The organism is Streptomyces celluloflavus, from assembly GCA_000720995.1.
Lineage (GTDB): Bacteria > Actinomycetota > Actinomycetes > Streptomycetales > Streptomycetaceae > Streptomyces > Streptomyces celluloflavus.
Window position 1 is genome coordinate 19911 of record JOEL01000014.1, and the last position, 21720, is coordinate 41630.

Below are 21720 nucleotides of genomic sequence, written 5' to 3' on the forward strand. Positions count from 1 at the left end.
CTCCTGTCCGCGGTGGTACGCCCACCCGAAAGCCGGATTTCACTGCAGTTGGTCGAGCATCTCCGACAACGCGTTCTTGATTCGCAGAGCCTTCTTGATCTCGTCAGCCGTGACGAACGGATACTCTCCGTACTCGATAAAGCTCGGGCAATGGTGCGCGCGTACGAACCTGATGAACGCCTCGGGGTTGGTCTTCCAGTCCTCCGGGAATCCTTCAAGGTTCTCGAAGGCCGTACTCACCCCCGCCTTACTGAAAAGAGCGACGGCGTCCTCGGTGTATTTGTCGAAATCGGTGTCGAAGATCCCCTGATACATGAAACGGGTGTCGTCGTCGAAGAGCACCCAGCGCAGATAGTGCAACTTCAGCGGCGCCAGAAGGTACGGATCCCGCTCCAGCGCCTTGGCCAGGGTTTTGCCGTACTCCCGAATCACCTCGGCCCGGCCAGGTTTGACCTTCGCGACGATCGTGAACCCGTAGCACGCCGGTGTCTTCGGGAAAACAGGGCCGTACTTGCCCTGTTCGAGGTCCGTTTCCTTGGGGAGAACGGCTGCCTGTGGCTTGATCTCCATCTCGCCCCTCCCGCCTCCTGCTCGCCGGGGAACACCTCTTCATGGTCCCACTCAGCCACTCGACCCGCCTCGTGAGCAGTGCTGTGTGCCAGGCCCGGCACAGCCACGTCCCGGCCCGCCGGTGCCTGGTCCGTCACGAGGAGTTCCCCTGTCGCGTGATACGCATCGGCCGTAAGGCGCGCGTCGTCCCCGCCTCCCTGCTCCGCGTACTCGACAGCGGAGACCCGGAATGCAGCAGCGCCCCCACCGAACACTGCGCGCCGTCGTAGTCGCGGTGCGACGAACCCTGGAATCCGCCCATCGGTGTCTCACTCACCCGTCGCCCCTCTCACGTATCCGGCGGCTCTTGTCCCGCCACCGGATCATGGGCCGCCGGGCTGCGCCGGGCTGTTGGAGACGCGTTCAAACGAGCTTGAGCAGGCGGCGGGGCTGCGGTTGGATGGGCGATACGGCTGGCCCCTCACCACCAGGGTTGAGGGGCCACGACAGCGAGAGGAGGGATAAGCCCATGATCCCCATGATCACCGCGCTTGTGTCCTCCCGGGGCGCGGACCGCGTCTGAACCCCGGAGCGGACGGGCGCCTTCACCGGAGCGTGCCTTGACCGTGGAACAGAACGACCTGACCATGCGTCCGATCACCGGATGCGAAGAACTCGACCTCTTCTCCCAACTGCCCTACGTCTTCAACGGGGAACTGGCGGACGACCTCGCCGCCGGCCGCCGGCGTCCCGCGTGGATGTGGGTCGCCCTGCGTGGTGACCGGCTGCTGGCCAGGGCCGCCTGGTGGAGCCGACGGGACGGCGACGCACCATTCATCCTGGACATCCTCGACATCGACGACAGCGCCGCGGATCCCGATCGTGTGGACATCGGGGTCCGGCTTCTGCACACCGCGACGGCAGCCATCCTCCCGAACGGGGCGCGTCCCCCCGAGTACAGCCGTTTCGTCCCGCCGGACTGGCGCGAGAACGCGGCGACCAGACAAGCCGTCGAGGACCGCATGACGGTACTGGAACGGACCGGTGCCCAGCTCTTCGTCGAACGGCTGCGGTGGGACTGGCGTCCGCAGTCGCCGGTTCCCGAGCCCGGCGGACGCCTCGCATTCCGGCCGGTCCACGACGCCGAGGAGCTCGTGACGCTGATGGCCTTGGCACTGGACGGAACCCTGGACGCACATAGCCGCGACGACCTGACCCGGATGTCCGTCCACGAGGCGGCCGTCAAGCACTACGAGGAGGAGCTCGCGCGCTACACGAGCCCCCGGGACTGGTGGCGGATCGCCACACTGCCCGGTGGAGAGCCGGTGGGGTTCGTCATCCCGGCCCGCAACGACTACAACCCGATCATCGCCTACCTCGCGGTCCTGCCCGCACACCGCGGCAACGGCTACATCGACGACATCCTCGCCGAGGGCACCCGCATCCTCGCCGAGCAGAACGTCCCCCGCATCCGCGCGTCCACCGACCTCGGCAACACCCCGATGGCGAACGCCTTCCGGCGCGCTGGATACCTCAATTTCGAGCGTGAGATCAACATGACCTGGAGCTGATCGGGCAAGGGGCGGGGGCTCCGCGGACGGTGCCCCCGCCCAACTCCCGGCTCTCCGGGCGAGTGCCCGGCCATAGGGACCACCATCGGTACAGCAGCCGATAACGTCAAGCACTTGATCTTGAACGGTGAGAGGGCCTCACCAGTACTGCCGGCGTCCTCTCAGCGTGGCGGGGTCGCCGCAGGTCACCCGGCGGACACGGTGCTCTCGAACGACAACTGACGGCCGCTATCGCGCTGGCTCGCCAGCTCCCGCCGGGCGGTCGGCGTACGGGCGTACCCGATCCGGATCGGCCGCGCCGCGCGGGGTGCGGGCACGATCACGGGCGCCGGGCCCTGCTTCCACGCGCGGCCTGGCCCCCGGTCGGTGGGGACGGGGATCTCCAATTCCTCGCGGAGTGCGGGGTCATGACCGCCCGGGGGGCGTTGGGGCTCACAGGCGGCCCGGTGGCCGGCGGATTTCGCACAGTTCCATCGCTGCGGGAGGTGGGAGAGAGCCGGGGCGCTGTGTCTGGAAAGCCTGGAAGAAATAGGCGAGCAGGCGCCGGGAGGCGGCGAGGGCGGTTTCTCGCGGTTGTCCGGCGAGACCGCTGTTGGCAAGGAGCAGGAGGGTGATATCGGCGGGGTCGAAGTCGTCGCGCAGCTGTCCGGCCTCGCGGGCACGCTGGACCAGCCGCGCCAGCCCCTCTTCGGCGCAGTCGCGTTCGTGACCGTGGTCCAGGGCATCGGGGAACTGATCCAGGAATACGGGGGCGAAGCCGCGGTCGGTCACCTGCGTGGTGCACACCTTCTCCAGGAGTGCGTACAGGCCGTGCCCGGGATCGGGGTCGGCAAGGGCCTCGTCGAAGGCTGCCGCACACAGGGCGAGTTGCTCGGTGAAGGCGGCGGTGGCAAGCGCGGTGCGGGTGGGGAAGCGGCGGTAGAGGGTGGCCACGCCGACGCCGGCGCGGCGGGCGACGGCGCTCATGGGGGCGTCGATGCCCTGGGCCGCGAACACCTCACGCGCGGCTTCAAGGATGCGTTCCCGGTTGCGCCGGGCATCGGCGCGCAAACCCGCCGGGTCGGCGTCGCCGGGCACGTCGCCGACGTGCCCGGACGACTTGTGAGATGGCTGAGCAGGCAACGTTTCTCACTTCAAACTAAACGGACGATGTCATCCACTTACCGGTTTAGCGTGAGCGTACCAGCGGGCGCACACAGCGCCTTCGCAGCTCCGAAACGCGACACAGGACGAGATGATGAGCGATATGCGCGCAGCCCTCTTCGACCGGTACGGCCCCCCGGAGGTTCTCTACGTGGGCAAGCGGCCGACGCCGGCCCCCACGCCCGACGAGGTGCTGGTGCGGGTGCACGTCGCCGGCGTCAACGGTGCCGATCTGCTCGATCGGACCGGGAAGGTACGCCTGGTAACCGGCCGTACTTTCCCCAAGGCGAGCGGAATCGACTTCGCCGGGGAGGTCGCCGAAGTCGGTGCGTCGGTCACCGGAGTACGTGAAGGGGACCGGGTGTGGGGGCTGCTGGGGCGCAAGATGGGCAGCATGGCCGAGTACGTCGCCGTACGCCCCCGCCAGATCGCCCCCGCTCCGGAGAACCTCACCCCGGTGCAGGCCATCTCACTGCTCGCCGGCGGGGCCACGGCCGTGACCGCCCTGCGCGAGAAAGCCGTCATCAAACCCGGTGAGCGACTCCTGGTACGCGGGGGCAGCGGAGGCGTGGGCAGCGTCGCGGTGCAGATCGGCAAGCTCTTCGGTGCCCACGTCGTCGCTCTCGCGAGCGCGAAAAACCTCGACTTCGTCCGCGGCCTGGGCGCCGACGAAGCGCTCGATCACCGTACGACTCCCCTCTCCGAGCTGGGCCGTTTCGACGTCATCGTCGACACCGCCGGAACGCAGCACGCCCGCTTCCGCCGCCTGCTGGCACCCGGCGGGCGCATGGTCGCCGTCACCCTCGACTTCAACAGGCTGCTCCCCAGCCTCGCCACCATCCTCGTCTCAACCGTCCACGGGAGCAGGCGCATACGCGTCTTCAGCGGCAACCCCGACACCGAGTTGCTGACCGAGATCACCGGCTACGCGGAGCGCGGCGACATCGTCCCCGTCGTGGACACCGTCCACCCTTTCGACCGGATCGCCGACGCCCACCGCGCCCTGGAAGCCGGTGGCGTCCGCGGCAAGCACATCATCCGGATCACGTGAGGGGGCGGACACGGCCGCGGTCCCCAACTCGTCTACACCGGCGGCGGGGCCGGGGTCAGGGCCGACGGGCCGCATCGCGCAGCCGCACGGCCTGACTTCGGCTCAGCCCTCCATGGCGGCGTCCTCGTCATGAAGTCCGGTGGCGTCCGGGGCGCGCGCTTCAGCAGCGGATCCTTCCGCCCCGGGAATGCGTCGGGCGGCCCCGCTGTCCGTCCCGGAACAGGGGGCCGCCTTGCCGGTCACTCGGCGGCGCGGCTGGTCAGCCGGGTTGCCGTCGGGCGGGCGGCCTCAGTTGCCGGAGGTCTTGCCCCGCTTCCGCAGGAAGAACACTGTGGCGCCGCCGAGGAGTACCAGGACCGCCGCGATACCGCCGATCAGCGGGGCGTTGCCGGAGGCACCGGTGGCGGCCAGGTCCCCGTCGTGGTTCTCGCCCTCGGCCGGGATCGGGGCCGGGGTGTCACCGCTGCTGGGCGAAGGGGCGGGCTTGGGGCCGCAGTCCAGCACACCACTGGCCGACTTCTTGAAGCCGTGGTCGCCGGTGACGGTGATGTTGTACCGCTGGTCCTTGTCCGCCTTGATCAGGATCGTCTTGTCGCCGCCGGGCTCCACGGTGTGGGTCTTGCCGTTCAGGGTGAAGTCGAAGGGCAGATCACCCTTGTTCCCGGCGGTGACCTCGACCCCGCCCTTGGCGCACTTCTCCATGAAGCCGACGGTGGGGATGGCGCCGCTGTGGCCGCTGCTCTCCCACTTCGCGGACACCTTGGCGTTGAGCGCCAGGGACTTGGTGCCGGCGAGAATCATCGTCTGGCTCGGGCCTCCACCGGGGCGGACACCCTTGAAGGCGCGGCCGTGGGTACGCGCCGAGGAGGCCGTCACGGTGACGGTGGCCTCGATCGCGTCCTGGGACCTGGGCGCGGTCAGGTACAGCTCATCGCCGTTCTTCGCGGTGGCGACCGGCTGACCGGCCTTGTTCACCACCGCGACCTTCTTGGCCTTGGCTGCCTCGTCCAGCGCTACGTCGGCCGTCGGCGACGAGGTGTCGACCTTGATCGGTCCGAGGGTGTCACCCGACTTCCCCGCCAGCTGGGCCGCGTTGAGCCGCAGCGAGGCCGGCGGCTCCGGCAGCACCTTGGCGTTCTTGACCAGGTAATCGGAGACCGCCTGTGCCGCGGGGGCTTTCGCCTCACTCTTCAACTTGTCCGAGAAGTGCCAGATGGCCAGCTGGGTGCCGGCGGCGGCGTCGCTGTCGGTCAGTTCACCGTCGATACCGGCGGCCTTCTTCAGGTCGGCCGCGGACAGTGTCGGGAACGCGTGGTCGAGAATCCACTTGATCTTCCCGGCATCGGCGTTCTCGCCGAGGGAGGTCCTGCCCCAGTCGACCTCGCTGTACTTCGAGCCCGATATGGGGCTGGTCGGGAAGTCGACACAGTACGTCTTGAGCAGGTCGCCGTTCGCGGTCTCCAGGTTGAACAGGCCGGCGTCGCGCTTGCCCCAACGCTCGATATGGACCGGGCCGACTACATCCGAATGCCCTTTGAGTACGGCACCCACGCCGCCGTTGGCGGGGGAACCCTCATCGGCCAGCGCCGTACCGGTCAGGGCAGCTGCGCCGCCGACAGTGAGTGAGACAACCACCAGGGAGGTGAACAGGCGGGCAGCGCCGCGCCAGTGAAAACGGGTCATGAATTCCCTTTCGCAAGCAGGGTCATGAACGCCCTGCAATGATCTGCGCCCCCTGAATCGCACAGCAAACCCTAGGTGATCACTGAAGGTCGGGTTGACGGGAAGTAAAGGCTTATTGATCTTCGATTCGCAATCGTTATCGTGCGAAGAGGTAGGCGGAACGGCCGTCGGAGGCGCCCGGCGTCGGGGCGCGGGGCGTCGGGGCGCGGGGCGTCGGGGCGCGGGCGGTGTCCTGGCGCGCTCCGGGAAGCAGGACACCTCCGTGGCCTGGAAGAAGCCCTCCGGAGGCCACCCGCTGACGGGGTTCGTCGGCCTTGGTCGCAGCGGCAGCGGGGAACCGGTCGTGGGCCCGCTGCGGCTTCGGCGACGCGGGCGCCGGGACCGCCGCCGACCACGTCGAGGCCGCGATACCGGCCCAGGTCCGGTTGCCGAAGCGGTGGCGGCGCGACGGCGGATGCCGATCCGCACGCAGCGAGGCCGGGAATGACAACTCGCCGCCCAGCAAGGGGAGTTCGGCACACGGCAGCGGCGCCCGCCGGCCGGCCCTCGCCCACCCGCGGTGCAGTGACACCCGCGATCGGCAACACCAACCGCATCACCGATGTCGTGCGGGCCGTGGTCGGCCGACCGGGTCTCCTCGCTCAGCCGAGCAGGCGTTGTTCCTTTGCCACCGCCACCGCGCCCGCCCGGGTATCCACGCCCAGCTTGTCGTAGATGCGGCCCAGGTGGGTCTTCACCGTGGCCTCGCTGATGAACAGGGCGCGCGCGATGTCACGGTTGCCGAGGCCCTGGGCGAGCTGGGCGAGGATGTCGCGCTCGCGGTCGGTGAGGGAGGGGCGCGGGCTGCGCATACGGGCCATGACCCGGCTGGCGACGGGGGCCGACAGCGTCGTACGGCCCTGCGCCGCGGCCTGGATGGCGGAGAACAGCTCCTCCGGGCGCTCGGCCTTGAGCAGATAGCCCGTCGCGCCCGCCTCGATGGCCCGCGTGATGTCGGCGTCGGTGTCGTACGTGGTCAGGACCAGGACGTGCGGGGTGGCGCCGGGGCCCGCGGTCAGGCGGCGCGTCGTCGCCACACCGTCCATGCCCGTGCCCAGTTGCAGGTCCATCAGGACCACGTCGGGCGCCAGTTTCGCGGCGAGCGCCAGGGCTTCCTCGCCGGTGCCCGCCTCCCCCACCACCTCGATGTCCGGTGCGCTGTCGAGGAGGGCGAGCAGGCCGGCCCGTACGACGACGTGGTCGTCGCAGACCAGGATGCGGACGGGGCGGGGGGCTGCCGGGCCGGTCATGACGGCGTCTCCAGGGGGATCGCGGCGGACAGTACGGCGCCCTCGCCGGGCGCCGACTCGATGGTCAGTGTGCCGCCGAGCTGGCCCACCCGGGCGCGCATCGCGGGCAGTCCGTGACCGCGCACCCCGGCCGCGGTGCCGGGCGGCCCGGCCGCGTCGAAACCGCGGCCGTCGTCGGCGACGTCCAGGACGGCCTGGTCGTCGAGGAGCGTGAGGGTGAGCGCGGCGGTGGTGGCGCCGGAGTGCTCGCGGACGTTGGCGAGGGCACCCTGGGCGATCCGCAGCAACGCCGACTGGACGCGGTCGGGCAGGCGAGGGCTTCTGCTGCCGTCGTCGATGTGGACGCGCACCGTGAGACGGTCGCCGGATTCGCGTGCGGCCAGGGCCCGCAGCGCCTCGTCGAGTCCGCCGGCACCCGCGAGGTCGGCGGGGGCGAGATCGTGCACGAAGCGGCGGGCCTCGGTGAGGTTGTGCTCGGCGATGGACTCGGCGGTCCTGACGTGGGCGCGGGCCTTGACCGGGTCGGTGGCCCAGATCCGCGCCGCCGCCTGGAGCAGCATCTGCTGGCTCGACAGGCCCTGGGCGAGGGTGTCGTGGATCTCCATGGACAGGCGCTGCCGCTCGGCCAGCATCCCCTCACGGCGCTCGGACGCGGCGAGTTCGCGGCGGGTGCGGATCAGATCGTCGATGAGGCGGCGCTGGCGGGCGGACTGGCGTTCCATCCGGATGAAGACGCCCGTGGCGATCGCGGCGACGGCCGGCGGCGCGAACACCAGGTCCGGGTCGAACCGGCCCGACAGCTCCAGCTGCGCGACGACCACGAGGATGACGAGCAGGGTGAGCAGGCCGATCGCGGCGCGTGGCCGCAGCGTGCGCAGGCCCGTGTAGAAGAGCGGCACCGCGCACCAGGCGAAGCTCGGCGCGAGCACGACGAGCACCACCCAGACGGTGACGACGGCGCACAGCCAGGTGTGGCGCGGCAGCCGGGCGCGCGGAGCCGGGCGGAGATCCCGGCCGGGCCCGAGGACGTACAGCACCGCGAGCACCACGCTCAGGGCGGTGATCCAGGGGAGTTGGGCCGAGCCGCTGTGGCGTATCAGGAAGCGGGCCAGGGACGAGCCGAGGAGCAGGAAGAACGCCCCGTGCAGCACGGCGCTGAGCCAGCGCGCGTCCGGGTCGACGGCTTCTTCGAGCAGCGCGTCGTCAGGGGCGTCGGGGTCGGCTTGCGGGGCAGGGCCGGTCGGCGCGGTGGCCGGGGCCGGGCCGGTCGATGCGGTGGCCGGGGCCAGGTCTGAGGTTTGGTCCGGGCCTTGGCTTGGTGTCGCGGTGTCGGCCGGTGTCGTGGCTCCGAGCGATGTCGTGGCGTCGGCCCGTTTCGTGGCATCGGCCCGTTTCGTGGCCGACACCGTGGCTTCGGACGGTGCGGTGGTGGCCTGAGACCGCCGCGGTGCGCGACGGTCGGCGGCCCGGCGCCGGTATGCGGGCATCTCCGCTTCCCCGCCTCCTCGTCTCGCGCCGGGAACTCGCACCGGCTGATGAACTCACTCCGCTGTCGGGAACTCGCGCGAGAAACCCCTCCTGACCAGCCCGAACAACCCCGAATGACATGGGCAAACACCCCTATTCTCCGGCACCCGCAGAACGCCGGGGTCATCCGATCGGCTGACCCCCGCATCGACCGCTCGGCCCGCCGGAGCCAGCCGGTACGCCGACGGTCCGACCCCGGATCCGGACCCAGGATGGCTACCGGAGCGGGACGGCGACGCAGGACGAACGCCCTCCCGGTCAGCGGACCCGGACACCAGGGTCCGCACCGGACCCGGCGCCGAAGCCGGAGCACCGGACACCCGACGGACGTCGACGCACCGACGCCGCCCACGATTCCCAGGAGTTGCCGAGCCATGAAGAAGATCTCCCAGTACTCCCGGCGTGCCCGCATCGCCACCGGCGTCGCCCTCGCGGCCGTGGCCGCCGGCACCTTCGGCACCGTCTCGGCGAGCGCCGCCACGGCCGCGCGGCCCGCGGCGAACGTGCAGACCACCGCCACGACCACGTCCACCCATCTCACGATCGGTGCCGCCACCAAGGCCGCGCAGGCCGCCCTCGACGCCGCCACGAAGGAGAACCAGCACGTCACCGTCGCGGTCGTCGACCGCAACGGCAACACCGTCGTCACCCTGCGCGGCGACGGCGCGGGCCCGCAGTCCTACGTCTCGGCCGAGAAGAAGGCGTACACCGCCGTCTCCTGGAACGCCCCGACCTCCGAGCTGGCCAAGCGCCTTGAGCAGACCCCGAACCTCAAGGACATCCCGGGCACCCTGTTCCTCGCGGGCGGCGCCCCGGTCACGGCCAAGAACGCGCCGATCGCCGGCATCGGTGTCGCGGGCGCCCCGTCCGGCGACCTGGACGAGAAGTTCGCTCAGGCCGGCGTGGCCGCGCTCGGCTAGGACCTGCCCCGTCCGCCCCCTGGGCCCCGGCGGTATCCGGCTCCCCCATGCCGGGTACCGCCGGCCCCGTCGCTCCGTGGCTCCGTGGCTCCGTACGAGCCCCGGTCGCACCCCGCCTCCGCACGAGCCCGGTCCGCACCGTACGGGCCCCGTCCGCACCCGGCGCCCGTACGGGCTCGGACGGCCCCGGAAAACACCCCCATGGCACCGGAAAGAACCTGAAGGACCCCGCCCATGCTGCCGCTGCCGACCGCCGTCCGGATCTCCGTCACCAGGATTTCGGCCGCCAGGATCTCCGCCGGGAGAATCACGGCAGCCACGGTCTCCGCCCTGGGGAGAACCGCAGTCAAGAGGAGAGCCGCCATGACCCCGAACGACCGCACCCTGCTCGATGCCGCCGAGCGCGGCGACGCCGACGCCGTGCGGGCCGCCCTCGCCGCCGGTGCCCGCACCGAGGCCCGCGACCGGCACCGCCGCACCCCCCCTCCTGCTCGCCGCGCTCGGCGATCATGTGGCCGCCGCCGAGGCGCTCGTCGCCGCGGGCGCCGACCCGAACGCCCAGGACGACCGCGACGACAGCCCCTGGCTGGTCACCGGCGTCACCGGCAGCGTCCGTATGATGCGCGTCCTGCTCCCGGCGGGCCCCGATCTGAAGCTGCGCAACCGCTTCGGCGGCATCGCCCTCATCCCGGCCGCCGAACGCGGCCACGTCGACTACGTAAGCGCCCTGCTGCGCGAGACCGACATCGACGTCGACCACGTCAACCGCCTCGGCTGGACCGCCCTGCTGGAAGCCGTGATCCTCGGTGACGGCGGCCGCGCACACCAGAAGATCGTGGAGCTGCTCATCGCGGCGGGGGCCACCCCCGGCCTCCCGGACGGCGACGGCGTCACGGCCCTGGAGCACGCCGAGCGGCGCGGCTTCACGGAGATCGCCGGGCTCCTGAGGGACCTACGGTGAGGCGCGACGCCGCCCCCGCGCGGGCACGGCCGGGGCCCCGACTCGACACCGCAGGGCCGTGCGGTCGCTCACCGTCCTCGGGGCGGGGCGGGGCGGCGGAATGACGGCAGTCACCGAGCAGGCGCCACTTCGCCATCAGACAGCCGCACCTAAGGTGCTTGATCACTGACCGACGGCAGGAGGCTATTCCGACCGCCCACCGTTCCCCGCCCCTCTTCCGCCTGTGGCCCGCCCAGCCAGCAGACGTCCGCCAAGCAGTACCGTGCAGGCCCCAAGGGTCAGCAGCCCGCCCGCGAGGAAGGTGCCGCGTACGCCGGCGAGCGGGAGGACGAGGCCCCCGAGCGCGGCGCCCGTCGCGATACCGGCGTTGTAGGCACCGGAGTTGGCCGCGAGTGCGATATCGGTGCGGCCCGGTGCGCAGTGCAGCATGGCGTTCTGGGTGGTCATGAACACCGGCCCGAGTGCACCGCCCGTCAGCACCAGGAACACCACCGCCGCCACCGGGTCGGTGCCGGCCGCGTACAGGCCGAGCATGCCCACCGCCTGTGTGGCGACGGCGGTGGTCAGCGCAGCCTGTGGAAAGCGTTCCAGCAGTGCCCCGGTGATGCTCACCCCGGCCAGGCACGCCACACCGAAGGCCACGAACAGGGCGGTGACCGTGCTCGGGGAGAACCCGCTCACGTCGCCGAGGAACTTCGTGAGGTACGTGTATCCCGTGAACGCCCCGGTGGCGGACAGGGTTCCGGCCGCCAGCACGATCCCGAACCGGCGGGCGTCGGGACGGGTTCCGTAGGCGGCCGGCTCTTCTTCCGGACGCGAGGTCGGCAGCAGAACGGCGATCGTCACCAGAGAGCCGAGTCCCAGAGCCGCCAGCATGGCTACCGGCACCGGCCAGCCGTTCTGCCGGCCCAGCCAGGTCCCGGCGGGAACGCCGAGCACGAGGGCGAGCGAACCGGCGACGGAGAGCGCCCCGACCACCCGCCCGCGGACCTCGGGCGCGAACAACCCCACCGCGACCGGCGCCATCACCGCCCAGAACAGCGCCTGGGCGAGTGCGGTCAGCAGCCGCGCCACGAGGAGCAGCCAGTAGGAGGTGGCCAGCGCCGCAAGCAGACTGGACAGGACCAGCGCGGCCAGTAGTCCCGTGAGCACATGCCGTCGGGGCACCGCCCGCACGAGGTGGGCGAGCGGCAAGGACGCGACGGCCACCGTCACGCCATAGCCGGTGACCAGGAGACCGACCGCTGACACGGACACCCGCAGGCTTTCGGAGATGGGCTCCAGAAGGCCGACCGGCAGGTTCTCCGCGGTGTTGAAGGTGAAGGCCGCCAGCATCAGGGCTACGAGCACCGCCGACCCGCGCCATGGAGCCGGTTGCACCGTGACGACACGGTCTCTTCCCGACCTCGCCCGTCGCACCTGCTCCATGGCACCGTCCATGGGGGTACCCCACCGGGCTCACCGGTCCCGCCGCAACCGAATTCATCTGCCGTGACGGGGAGAGGTGAAGGTGGCTCTGACCGCTGCTGTTCCGTGGAACAGGCCGGTTGTGGAACGGCGACGGTCGGGGCACTACTCCATCCTTACCGGCTGCGCCCTGGGCCGGCCTGCTCCGCAGCCCCGTCGCCGCGCTCTCCCGGATCAAGGCCGGGCGCTCCCGGGTTCGGGTGTCCGCCGGATTCGGCCCAACAACGCGACGGGTTCACCCAGTTGCCGCTTCATGCTTGCTGGGTACGCGCATGCTGGGATGCACCTCGCGCTCGATGCGCGGCATGAGCTCCGGGATGTAGATCTTCTGGATGGCGTCACCGGCATCGTGAGCCTCCCAGTGGGCGCGGCTGGCCCAGCGCTCGACCAGGACGAAGCGGCCGGGTTCCTCGTGTGAGTGGTACGCCTCCCAGCTGACGCAGCCGTCTTCCGCCAGACACAAGGGGCGCATCCGGGACAGGGCGTCGGCAACGGGGGCGATGTCGGTGCTCTCGGGGACCCGGATGATGACGATGAGGTCGAACAACTTGCTCCTCAGGAATGGGCTGGGCCCCCGCCGGTGGCGCGCAGGCTCGGACAACCAGTCAGGGTAAACGATCCTTCATCGCTCGCTCCGGCCTTCGGTTTCACGACATCGCGGTCAGCGGAGCCAGAAGGATGCGCGGATCCCCATCAGTTCTGAGGGAACGCTCGTGTGATCAAGCAGGGCCTCACGATCGCCCATCCACCCTGGGTTTGTCCGGCGCGTCTTCCCCTGGTCGTAGGAAACAGCCGAGGGCTTGGGCGTCCTCGTTACAGGGCGATCAGCCCGGCCGTCGTCTCCTTGAAGCCGCAGGCATCGAAATAGAACGCGCGCAGGTGCTCCTCGAAGTCGACGTGCAACCACTCGCAGTTCGCGGCACGGGCTTCGTCGGCCGCCTTGGCGACGAGCGCGGCGCCGACTCCTCTCGACCGGCAGTGCCGGGCGACGACCGTGTCCAGGATGAAGGCATGGGCTCCGCCGTCCCAGACGACGTTGACAAATCCGATCAGACCGTCCTCCCACGCACAGACCCAGCCGAGGCTGTGGCGCTCAAGCCGCGTTCGCCAGTCGGTCTGCGCGATTGGGGGACCGAAACCGTCGGCGTGCAGTGCGTTGAGAGCGGCGTTGTCGAAGCCACCCCGCCATTCGTACGTGATCGTCACGCCGCCATCGTATGTCCCGGCCCAGCGCGGCACTGACCGGGTTTCCGAGTGAGTAGGCGCCGCCTGCGGGGAGTTGACCGTCCGCGCGGCCGAACGTCCGGCGCCTGAGAATCTCGATGCCGCGATGCGCGCCGTACCGGGCGTGGCCGGCCAGGTGTGTCGCCAAGGCGGTGTCGGGGTCGCTGCGGTAGAGGTCACTGCCCGGATCCGCGGTCCGGCTGCCGTACCGTCCGATGCCGTGGACGTCCACCACGGCGTCGATCCCGCACCGGCGCAAGGTGACGCGCAGGACCCGGCCGAGAAGGGCAGCGGTGAAACTGCCGATCAGCGCCACTCTGCTGCGGGGCGCGCCGGGAAGTGGTCCCCCGCTCTCCAGGATGCGGCTGAGGGAGAGGATCTCGCCGGTGTCGCCGCTGTCGACCAGTTCGCGGACGAGTTGTCGTGGGGTGGTGTGCGCGTCGTCCCGGACGGCTTCCGGGCACGGCGCAGCAGGTCTCGGGCCATCTCGTTGTCCGGCCCCGGGGTTCGGCCTTTCCGCCGCCGGCCGCGTCCACGGAACGTGCGGCCGGCAGCAGGTCGGGGGTGGTCAGGAGGGTCAGTAGAGGCTGACGTTGACGGCGTACAGCTCCATGGCCAGCCGCTTCGCCACGGACAGGGACGAGTGGTTGTCCCATTCGGTGCTGTAGAGCGGCCGGGCGCCACGTGCGCGCACCAGCCGGGCCCAGCGGGTCACCAGTGCCGAGGCGAGGCCGCGGCCGCGGTGGCTCGGCAGTGTCTCGGTGCCCGCCTCATATGCCTCGCCGCCGTCGCGGGCCGCGCAGCAGACGGCGACCGCTCGGTGGCCGTCGAACGCGGCGACGGTCGGCTGCCGTTCGGCGAGGGTGTCGGCCACTTCCGGGAAGGTCTCGCGGAAGCGGGACGACTCCGACGGACCGCAGTCCCGCAGGGTGATGCCTGGCGGCGCCGGTGTGTCTGCGGAGTCGGGCACGGCGTAGGCGGGGCCTACGAAGCTCTCCGTCACCGGGGCGTGCCGCGCCAGCAGCCGGAGCGCGCCGGCCGGGGGGCTGACGAGCTCGGTCAGCGGGGCCGGGGTCTGGTCCGCGGCCCATCGGTCCAGCTCGTCGGTGAGGTCCGCCGGCACGGCGGTGCTGGTCCACGCCGTCACGGCGGTGGCCGTGTACGAGAGGAAGCACCGGGGCGGGGCGGGGCGGCCGACGTCGTTGATCGCGGTGAGTCTGCCGTCCCGCATCACGAACAGCGTCCGTGCCTGTATCGGTGCCAGGTCCTCCGGTGAAGCGGCGGCGGCCGTCATCGCAGCAGGCCCCGGCGACCGTGGCCGATGAGGTGGGAGCGCACTCCGCGGCGTCCGCCCCCGCCCTGGAGGTTGGGGATCGCGGTGGTGAGGAAGCGGCGCTGCTCCGGCAGGAGGGGTGTGCGCTGCGCGGCCGGGATGTCTTCGGGCGAGGTCGCGTTCATGTCCGGCCCTTCGTATCGGCCGCGGTGGCGGGGAAGTCCAGAAGGCGGGCCACTGCCTCGGGGAGCGTGGCGGGCGATTCGACGTGCAGGGTGCGCAGGCCGTGGTGGCGGGCCTCGGCGAGTACGTCCGGGTTGTCGTCCAGCAGGACGGCGTCGTCGAGCGGGCGGCCGCACCGCCGGGCGACGGCCTCGAAGAACTCCCCGGTGGGTTTGACCTCGCCCACTTGCCACGACGAGGCGATGACGTCGAAGCGTCCGAGGTGCCCGTACCGGTCGTCCTTGACCCGGTCCCAGTGGGCGGCCTCGTTGTTCGTCAGTACCAGCAGGATGTCGGGGCGGTGCCGGCGGATACCGTCGATCGCCGTGAACGCCCCGGGGTGGACGGCCAGACAGTCCCGGTACAGGTCGTCCAGCCACCGGGCGTCCACCGCGACGCCGGCCGGGGCCCCCGCGGCGGCGAGGGCGTCGCGCAGGACGTCGTGGACATGGGCACGCCCGGTCTCGTACGCGGCGTCGCGGGCGTCGATCTCCCCGCGCAGCCGCTGGGTGTCGGCACCGTGCCGGGCGGCGAGGCGGTCCAGGAAGTCCGTCTCTTCGGTGACGTTGTTGAAGAGGACGCCGCCGGCGTCCATCAGGATCGTGTCGGCCATACCGTCTCCACGTGTTCCCGCATCCAGACCAGGTTGTCCGCCAGGCCCCTGGCCAGGTCGTACTCGGCACGCCACCCGGTGGCCTCGGTGAGTTTCGCCGGATCGGCCTGCAGCTTGAGCACTTCGCCGGAGCGCGGCGGGCCGTGCACGATCTCGCTCTGCGACCCGGTCAGGGCCACGATGGCGCGGGCCACGTCGATGATGCGGTGGTCCGTGCCGGTGCCGATGTTGTACGTCTCGCCGGTGGCCGGCAGCTCCGCCAGGGCGAGGAACCCCGCGACGGTGTCCGCGACGAAGGTGAGGTCGCGCGTCTGCTCACCGCTGCCGTTGATGGTGATCGGCTCTCCCCGCAGCGCTCTGGCCAGGAAGAGCGGCACCGCGTCATAGACGTGGCGGGGCCCGTAGCTGTTGAACGGCCGGACGATGGTGAGCGGCAGGCCGTAGGTGTGGTGCCAGGACCAGGCCAGGCGGTCGCAGGCCACCTTGGACGCCGCGTAGGGCGTGGCCGGTTCCAGCGGATGCCGTTCGGTGATCGCGTCCGGCTGGCTGCCGTAGACCTCGCTCGAACTCGTCACCAGGAGGTGCGCGGGCTGCCGCTGCTGGGCTGCCAGCAGGACGTGGAGAGTGGACATCACATTGGTGCGCACCACATCGGCGGGCTGGTCCAGCGATGCCGGTACGTAGGCGTCCGCGGCGAGGTGGAACCAGGTGTCGGCCTCCAGCCGGCCGAGGACGTCGACCGCCGAAGGTCCCGCGAGGTCCACGTGCACCACCCGTTCGAGGGCGTCGACGGTCGCGGCGGAGAGATTGCGGAGCCGGTGCGTCACCTGTGCGGCCGAGACGCGTCGGACGACCGCGGTGACTCGGGCGCCGCGGCTCACCAGGGTCTCGGTGAGATGCGAACCGATGAAACCGTCGGCTCCCGTGACGAGCACCTGGCGTCCTGCCCAGTGCGTGGTCGTGGGTGACATCAAGAGGTGCCTTTCAGCGGTGGGATCGGTCTTCGGACCGGGCGGCCGTGCGCTCCAGCGCACGGCGCAGCCCCTGTGCCAGGAATTCGACTTCGGACGGGGTGGAGTTCAGCGGAGGAGCGACGATCAGTCCTTCGCCCGTGCCGTCGGCGTGGAATCCGTTGAAGGGGTACAGCAGCAGCCGCTCGTCGCGGGCGGCGGCGAGGGCGGCGGCCTGGGTGCCGGGCGCCAGCTCCACGGCGTGGAAGTAGCCCACTCCCCGGGTCTCCTTCACCACGGGCAGTGCTGCCACCGCCCGTACGGCGGCGGCGACGTCCCCGCCCCGGACGCGAGTGGAGTCCAGCGCGCCGATCTCGCCGAGCACATCGAGCACCGCGAGCCCCGCCGCGGCCTGGAGCGGGGTCGCCGACATGGTGCCCATCAGGGGCAGTGGCCGGGGGCCGGAGCGGAGCCGGGCCACTCCCTCGGGGTTCACGAGCACCGCCGCCAGCGGAAGGTATCCGGCGGACAGTCCCTTGGAGAGCACCACGATGTCCGCCGCCGCGTCCGTGCAGTGGTCCGCGCCGAGTGGCAGGCCGGTCCGTCCCAGGCCGGTCAGGACCTCGTCGTGGATGACCAGCACACCGCGTTCGTGGCAGGCCCGGCGCAGCGCCGCCAGATAGCCGGGGGGTGGCGTATAGGCGCCGCCCGTCGTGCCGTTGACCGGTTCGATGAGTACGGCCGCGACGGACTCGGGCCCACGGCGGTCGATGGCCTCGGCCACGGCGTCGGCACAGCTCGCCCGGCACCGGTCGTGGGGGCAGTCGCGGTGGTGTCCCGGGTAGGGCGGGTCGAAGGCCGGTGCCAGGCCCAGGGCGTCGTCGGGGTGCGGGCGCCGTCGGCGGTGTCCGGACAGCCCCAGGGTCAGCGCGCTGTTGCCGTGGTAGCCGAGCCGGGCGGTGAGGATGTGATGCCTGCCGTCCTGGCCGCGCGAGCGCTGGATGAGCCGGGCGTAGGAGATGGCCAGTTCCACCGCGGAGGTTCCGGAGCAGGCGAGGCTCACTCCGTCCCCCGGCCGGTTGACGGCTTCGGTCAGCCGGCCGGCCAGCTCTTCCTGCACCGCCGGGAGCAGCACCCCGGGGGAGGCGAAGGTGGCGGTGCGGGCCTGGCGGGTGATCTGTTCGACCACGTGCGGGTGGGCGTGGCCGATGTTGACGCACACCAGACCGCTGGCCGCGTCCAGCAGACTGTCGCCTTCGGCGGTGTGGATCCATGCTCCCGCGGCATGGCTGTAGTCGATCGGCGGCAGTGGCTGACGCGCCGACAGCAGAACCGAGTCACTCATGTCGTGAGCCTTTCGCAGGGGCGCCTTAGACCAGTTCGTGCCAGGCCAGACCGGCCTCGCCGCCGCACAGGCGCAGGGCCTGGCCGGCGAACATGGAGCTCCAGCTGTTGCGGTGCGGCTCGGCGGCCTGGGGCCGGTAGAGGACCGCTGCCTTGTCGTCGTAGGTGTGGAGGCTGTTGGCCAGCGTCGAGACCGCACTGCCGAGGCCGTCGGGGCGCAGGTCCAGCAACTTGGCCAGGCGTATCGCCTGAGCCAGGACGTCGGACTGCATCCGGTCGGAGGCGGGGCCGCCCGTGCGGTGTGCGTACGTGGTGAAGCCGCCCCCGGTGAGCTGCTGTTGCCACACCCACTCGGTGATGCGGACCGCGCGTTCCCGCGCCTGCGGCCGGCGGCGGGCCGTGTCCCAGATCCACAGGCCCTCGGCGGCGTAGCAAGCGGCGTGCAGGCTGATCAGATCGCTGTCCGGGCAGGTCGTGACGGGCGCCGCGGAGGGCGGGCAGGGGTCGGCGAGCACGGTGTCCACCAGCCGTTCGGCGGCTTGTGCCGCTCCGGTGACGCCCGCGCCGTCCGCGCTGATCAGTGCCTGCACAAGCTTGAGCAGATGGGCGCTGCCGGAGTTCGACCAGGTCGGCTCGGTTCCTTCGGGCCGGTGTCCCGTGGCCAGGGGGTGGGGGTGGCCACGGGTCGGCAGGTGGTCGAGGAGGAAGCGGGCCGCGGCGCGTCCCGAGGAGAGCAGTCGCTGGTCACCGGTGCGCCGGCCGTAGGAGAGCAGACCGTGGGTGATCATGCCGATGTCGAAGAGGAAGACTCCGCCGTCGCCGTGGTCGGGACGGCACGAGTAGTCCCCGCTGTCGATGCGGTCGGCCAGCCACGAGGCCGCCGCGTCCGCCCGCTGCCGCTCGGACGCGTCCAGTGTCTCGTGGGCGAAGAACGTCAGGATGTATCCGGTGATCTCCGGATACGGGTAGGAGAGGCGGCCGTCGGGTGCCTGCCATCCGCAGTAGGCGCCGTCGGCCCGCTGGGTGCCGCCGCCGCGGAGCCAGGCGGCCAGTGCCCTGGCCAACCGGTCCTCGCGTTCGGGGGGTACCTGCGACGTCTGATCGGCCAGGGCTTGGTGTGAACTCATATCCCGCTCTTCGGTCTCAGGGGCTGACGGGTGCTTGACGTCGTGTCCGGTCACCGCTGGCCACACGCCACTTCGTAGGCCCGTTCGTGCCCGGCGGCGACCGCCGTCGACGAGAAGCGGCGCACCGCTTCGGCGTGCGCCGCCGCCACGAGGTTCTCCAGGTCCGAGGTGATGACGCGCGCCATGCACCCGGCCAGTGCCTCGACGTCGCGGGCCGGGTAGAGGAACCCGGTCCGTTCGTGATCGATGACCTCGTCGTGGCCCTCGACATTCGAGGTGATCACGGGGCGCCGGCCGGCCATTCCCTCGACGAGGGCGATGCCGAACCCCTCGTGAGAGGAGGGCAGTACCACCGCGTCGGCGCCCGCGTACAGCATGGGCATGTCGTGCCAGGAGAGTCCCTGCTCCCAGATCACCCGGTCCGCGACGCCGAGTTCGTCCGCCAGGGCCCGCAGCTTCTCGGCGTAGGAGTCGAGCGTGCGCGCGGTCGGGGTGGTCAGGACGAGGCGGGCCCGCGGGTGCCGCCCGGCCAGGTGGGCCAGCGCGGCCACGGCGTCCTCGATGCACTTGCGTGGTACGGGCCGCGCGGGGACCAGGAAGACCGTTTCGTCGTCGGCGACGCCGTGGCGGTTACGCCAGCGGGCGCGGGCGGCGCCGTCGTCACGGAAGCGGTCGAGGTCGGTGCCGAACTCCACGACGTGGATGTCGTCGTCCGTGAAGCCGGCGTCGAGTGCCCAGCGCCGGTAAGCCTGCGAGCCGCATACCATCACATCGGCCCGGAGGTTGTCGACGAGCCCGCGCTGCAGGGACCGCTCCAGCGGGTAGTCGCCCCAGAGGTCGAAGACCCGCTGCCCCGGCATATGGGTCTCGAACAGCGAGACGGCGAGCTTGGCGCCGATCGCCGGCCGGAGCCAGCTGGTGAGGAGCGCCGGCACGTAGTTGAAGACATGGACGAGGTCTGCGTCGCCGGTGGTGAGCACGGAGTGCAGGCTGGCCACCGCCGCCTTGGCGTCCAGGCGCTGGCAGGCGTCCATCAGCCCGGTGACTTCGTGGACGCGCACCGCTCCCTCGCGGTACAGCCGGCGCTCCGGACCGTCGGGGACGGCCTCGGTGGCCACCGTCACCTCGTGGCCACGCGTCACCAGCCCCTCGGCCAGCTGGTGCAGGTGTGTCTCGCCGCCGCCGACGATGGGGGGATACTTCTCCGCCACGAGCAGGATCTTCATGACAGCGACTCCAGGGCTCCGCGCAGCGCCTTGACGGCTGCCACATGGTCGGTCCGGGGCGGGCAGCCCAGCAGCAGCCCCCGCTCGGCCAGCGTTCGCGTATGGAGGTACGGCTCGTGGACGACCTTGGTCACGCCGTCGAAGCAGGGCTGATGCGGCTGGGACGCGCCGAGGAAGCCGCGCGGATCGATGCCGTGCTCGATGAGCACGCCGACGGCGCGCGTGAGCGGCAGCCCTTCCGGAAGCAGGGTCGCCACCGCGAAGGGCGAGGCGCCCGGCGAGACGGGGTCTCCCAGGACACCCCAGCCGAACTCCCTTAGAACGGGCACCAGTTCCTGGGCGAGCTGCCGCCGCTGCCGGGCGAGCTCCGCGTGGCGCGTGAGCTGCACGCGGCCGAACGCGGCCTGGAAGTCGGTGATTTTGGCGTTGTAGCCCAGCCTGAGGTGGATGTACCGCTCCTCCGGGGCCAGCGGACGGTCGTCCACCGGGTGCTCGAAGCGCCCGAGCCGGTAGTCCGGGTTCCGTCCGAAGGCGCGGAGGCTGCGCAGGACGGAGTCGATCTCCGCGGAGTGGCCGGCCGCCACACCGCCCTCGCCCATGGTGAGGTGATGGCCGGCGTAGAAGCTGAAGGTCGCCACGTCGGCGGCGGAGCCCACCGGGGTGGACCCGTCGGCGGCGCCCAGCGATTCACAGCAGTCCTCGATGACGAAGACACCGTGGCGGCGCTTGATCTCGGCGAGACGGTCCATCGGCAGCGCTTGGCCGAGAGTGTGCGGCAACAGCACACCGCGCGCGCCGTGTTCGACGACGGCCTGCTCGACCAGGTCGAGGTCGACGTTGACATGGCCGGCGGCCACATCGACGAAGACGGGGACCAGGCCGAGTTGGACGACGGGCGTGACCGCGCTGACGAAGGTCGCGCCGGACACGATGACCCGGTCGCCCGGCCGGGCCCGGCCGAGTTCGAGCATGGCCGCGCAGGCCAGGAGATTCGCGGTGCTGCCGGACGTCACCGCGAGGGCGTGGGCGAAGCCGAAGGATTCGGCGAATTCCGCCTCGAATTTCCTGGTGGTAACCCCCGTGGCCAATTCCCCGGAACGGAGGGCGGCTACGACGGCCTCGATCTCGCGTTCGTCATAGGTGGGGCGGCCGAACGAAAGAAGCGTACCGTCCCCACCAGCGTGAATGATTTCCATAGCATGGTTCACACGGGTCCCCGATCTCTCTTTTCCGAGATTGTTCATGGACGCGCACAGACGCAGCGTGCATGTCGGACAGTCATTACAGACCTGAGAAAGAACGTGCCGGTTGTCCATCACGTGCCGGCTGGCCTTACTCATGTACCGCAGCCGGAGTGCGCCGCACGCTAACACAGCGACCGGACCGTCGCGCAAGAGGCAACAAATCAAGCTCCCCGAAAGCTCGTTGACCGGACAACGGGTGTGTGTAAGGCTTCCCAGATCGAAACTGCCCGCCATTTGCGGGAAAAGGCTGGCGCACCTCGGCGAACATAAGGGCCGCATCGCGCCCAACACCCGTTTCGACTTCCCTTGCATGTCAAGCGCAATCAACCCTGCGAC

General features: G+C 70.9%; 20 protein-coding genes and 1 pseudogene. 5 read left to right on the top strand and 16 right to left on the bottom strand.

Translation table 11 applies throughout. The annotated features are described in order from the left end of the window. Positions 1-39: 39 nt before the first annotated feature. Positions 40-570 (bottom strand): hypothetical protein, encoded by a 531-nt coding sequence (locus tag IH09_RS15445; protein WP_052856821.1) that lies wholly within the window; start codon positions 568-570, stop codon positions 40-42. 71 nt (positions 571-641) lie between these two features. On the opposite strand from IH09_RS15445, the gene IH09_RS37250 reads away from it, so the two are divergent. Further along, positions 642-839, top strand: coding sequence for a hypothetical protein (locus IH09_RS37250; protein ID WP_190233302.1), 198 nt, complete (start codon positions 642-644; stop codon positions 837-839). Positions 840-1196: 357 nt separating this feature from the next. Further along, positions 1197-2120: a GNAT family N-acetyltransferase gene (locus tag IH09_RS15450; RefSeq protein WP_190233311.1), complete on the top strand. Its 924-nt coding sequence runs from the start codon at positions 1197-1199 to the stop codon at positions 2118-2120. Between the two features lie 432 nt (positions 2121-2552). Here IH09_RS15450 and IH09_RS15460 read toward each other — a convergent pair whose 3' ends face one another. Beyond that, positions 2553-3242: a TetR/AcrR family transcriptional regulator gene (locus tag IH09_RS15460; RefSeq protein ID WP_052856824.1), complete on the bottom strand. Its 690-nt coding sequence runs from the start codon at positions 3240-3242 to the stop codon at positions 2553-2555. 115 nt (positions 3243-3357) lie between these two features. Between IH09_RS15460 and IH09_RS15465 the strand changes: the two genes are divergently transcribed. Then, a complete protein-coding gene (locus tag IH09_RS15465) occupies positions 3358-4314 on the top strand; it encodes an NAD(P)-dependent alcohol dehydrogenase (protein ID WP_052856926.1) in 957 nt (318 codons plus the stop codon). Between the two features lie 288 nt (positions 4315-4602). Here IH09_RS15465 and IH09_RS15470 read toward each other — a convergent pair whose 3' ends face one another. The 3 genes from IH09_RS15470 to IH09_RS15480 all read right to left on the bottom strand — a co-directional run bounded on the left by IH09_RS15470 (position 4603) and on the right by IH09_RS15480 (position 8773). After that, positions 4603-5997, bottom strand: a complete 1395-nt coding sequence (locus IH09_RS15470) for a thioester domain-containing protein (RefSeq protein WP_052856825.1) — start codon at positions 5995-5997, stop codon at positions 4603-4605. Positions 5998-6638: 641 nt separating this feature from the next. Then, complete coding sequence (locus IH09_RS15475; protein ID WP_052856826.1) at positions 6639-7286, bottom strand: response regulator; 648 nt, start codon at positions 7284-7286, stop codon at positions 6639-6641. Next, positions 7283-8773, bottom strand: a complete 1491-nt coding sequence (locus tag IH09_RS15480; RefSeq protein WP_110952325.1) for a sensor histidine kinase — start codon at positions 8771-8773, stop codon at positions 7283-7285. The genes IH09_RS15475 and IH09_RS15480 overlap by 4 nt, the downstream gene beginning before the upstream one ends. A 414-nt stretch (positions 8774-9187) precedes the next feature. On the opposite strand from IH09_RS15480, the gene IH09_RS15485 reads away from it, so the two are divergent. Beyond that, positions 9188-9733: a GlcG/HbpS family heme-binding protein gene (locus IH09_RS15485; RefSeq protein WP_052856827.1), complete on the top strand. Its 546-nt coding sequence runs from the start codon at positions 9188-9190 to the stop codon at positions 9731-9733. Between the two features lie 363 nt (positions 9734-10096). Further along, positions 10097-10694, top strand: a pseudogene (locus IH09_RS15495) (ankyrin repeat domain-containing protein). A gap of 183 nt (positions 10695-10877) precedes the next feature. Here IH09_RS15495 and IH09_RS15500 read toward each other — a convergent pair. The 11 genes from IH09_RS15500 to IH09_RS15545 form a co-directional block, all read right to left on the bottom strand. Further along, positions 10878-12029, bottom strand: coding sequence for an MFS transporter (locus tag IH09_RS15500; RefSeq protein WP_052856929.1), 1152 nt, complete (start codon positions 12027-12029; stop codon positions 10878-10880). A gap of 367 nt (positions 12030-12396) precedes the next feature. Further along, positions 12397-12708, bottom strand: a complete 312-nt coding sequence (locus IH09_RS15505; RefSeq protein WP_052856829.1) for a putative quinol monooxygenase — start codon at positions 12706-12708, stop codon at positions 12397-12399. Between the two features lie 266 nt (positions 12709-12974). Continuing rightward, positions 12975-13367, bottom strand: coding sequence for a GNAT family N-acetyltransferase (locus IH09_RS15510; protein WP_052856830.1), 393 nt, complete (start codon positions 13365-13367; stop codon positions 12975-12977). A 595-nt stretch (positions 13368-13962) separates the two neighbouring features. Then, a complete protein-coding gene (locus tag IH09_RS15515; protein ID WP_172450741.1) occupies positions 13963-14616 on the bottom strand; it encodes a GNAT family N-acetyltransferase in 654 nt (217 codons plus the stop codon). Between the two features lie 59 nt (positions 14617-14675). After that, positions 14676-14843 (bottom strand): hypothetical protein, encoded by a 168-nt coding sequence (locus IH09_RS39055; RefSeq protein ID WP_190233304.1) that lies wholly within the window; start codon positions 14841-14843, stop codon positions 14676-14678. Continuing rightward, positions 14840-15493, bottom strand: a complete 654-nt coding sequence (locus tag IH09_RS15520; protein WP_052856832.1) for an HAD family hydrolase — start codon at positions 15491-15493, stop codon at positions 14840-14842. The genes IH09_RS39055 and IH09_RS15520 overlap by 4 nt, the downstream gene beginning before the upstream one ends. Next, the gene (locus tag IH09_RS15525; protein WP_094792430.1) at positions 15475-16464 is read right to left on the bottom strand and encodes a dTDP-glucose 4,6-dehydratase; all 990 of its coding nucleotides are present in this window, start codon (positions 16462-16464) and stop codon (positions 15475-15477) included. The genes IH09_RS15520 and IH09_RS15525 overlap by 19 nt, the downstream gene beginning before the upstream one ends. A gap of 13 nt (positions 16465-16477) precedes the next feature. Continuing rightward, positions 16478-17788: an aminotransferase class III-fold pyridoxal phosphate-dependent enzyme gene (locus IH09_RS15530; protein WP_052856834.1), complete on the bottom strand. Its 1311-nt coding sequence runs from the start codon at positions 17786-17788 to the stop codon at positions 16478-16480. Between the two features lie 25 nt (positions 17789-17813). Beyond that, positions 17814-18914, bottom strand: coding sequence for a glycoside hydrolase family protein (locus tag IH09_RS15535; protein WP_052856835.1), 1101 nt, complete (start codon positions 18912-18914; stop codon positions 17814-17816). A 50-nt stretch (positions 18915-18964) separates the two neighbouring features. Beyond that, entirely contained in the window at positions 18965-20140 is a 1176-nt protein-coding gene (locus tag IH09_RS15540) for a glycosyltransferase family 4 protein (RefSeq protein WP_052856836.1), read from the bottom strand. Then, positions 20137-21336, bottom strand: coding sequence for a DegT/DnrJ/EryC1/StrS family aminotransferase (locus IH09_RS15545; RefSeq protein WP_052856837.1), 1200 nt, complete (start codon positions 21334-21336; stop codon positions 20137-20139). Before IH09_RS15545 ends, IH09_RS15540 begins: the two co-directional genes overlap by 4 nt. Between the last annotated feature and the right edge of the window lie 384 nt (positions 21337-21720).

Bases quoted from the DNA above. Each gene is read 5' to 3' on its own strand.
- IH09_RS15445 (WP_052856821.1), bottom strand. From the start codon at position 570: ATGGAGATCAAGCCACAGGCAGCCGTTCTCCCCAAGGAAACGGACCTC.
- IH09_RS15450 (WP_190233311.1), top strand. From the start codon at position 1,197: ATGCGTCCGATCACCGGATGCGAAGAACTCGACCTCTTCTCCCAACTG.
- IH09_RS15465 (WP_052856926.1), top strand. From the start codon at position 3,358: ATGAGCGATATGCGCGCAGCCCTCTTCGACCGGTACGGCCCCCCGGAG.
- IH09_RS15470 (WP_052856825.1), bottom strand. From the start codon at position 5,997: ATGACCCGTTTTCACTGGCGCGGCGCTGCCCGCCTGTTCACCTCCCTG.
- IH09_RS15475 (WP_052856826.1), bottom strand. From the start codon at position 7,286: ATGACCGGCCCGGCAGCCCCCCGCCCCGTCCGCATCCTGGTCTGCGAC.
- IH09_RS15480 (WP_110952325.1), bottom strand. From the start codon at position 8,773: ATGCCCGCATACCGGCGCCGGGCCGCCGACCGTCGCGCACCGCGGCGG.
- IH09_RS15485 (WP_052856827.1), top strand. From the start codon at position 9,188: ATGAAGAAGATCTCCCAGTACTCCCGGCGTGCCCGCATCGCCACCGGC.
- IH09_RS15500 (WP_052856929.1), bottom strand. From the start codon at position 12,029: ATGCTGGCGGCCTTCACCTTCAACACCGCGGAGAACCTGCCGGTCGGC.
- IH09_RS15515 (WP_172450741.1), bottom strand. From the start codon at position 14,616: ATGCGGGACGGCAGACTCACCGCGATCAACGACGTCGGCCGCCCCGCC.
- IH09_RS39055 (WP_190233304.1), bottom strand. From the start codon at position 14,843: ATGAACGCGACCTCGCCCGAAGACATCCCGGCCGCGCAGCGCACACCC.
- IH09_RS15520 (WP_052856832.1), bottom strand. From the start codon at position 15,493: ATGGCCGACACGATCCTGATGGACGCCGGCGGCGTCCTCTTCAACAAC.
- IH09_RS15525 (WP_094792430.1), bottom strand. From the start codon at position 16,464: ATGTCACCCACGACCACGCACTGGGCAGGACGCCAGGTGCTCGTCACG.
- IH09_RS15530 (WP_052856834.1), bottom strand. From the start codon at position 17,788: ATGAGTGACTCGGTTCTGCTGTCGGCGCGTCAGCCACTGCCGCCGATC.
- IH09_RS15535 (WP_052856835.1), bottom strand. From the start codon at position 18,914: ATGAGTTCACACCAAGCCCTGGCCGATCAGACGTCGCAGGTACCCCCC.
- IH09_RS15540 (WP_052856836.1), bottom strand. From the start codon at position 20,140: ATGAAGATCCTGCTCGTGGCGGAGAAGTATCCCCCCATCGTCGGCGGC.
- IH09_RS15545 (WP_052856837.1), bottom strand. From the start codon at position 21,336: ATGGAAATCATTCACGCTGGTGGGGACGGTACGCTTCTTTCGTTCGGC.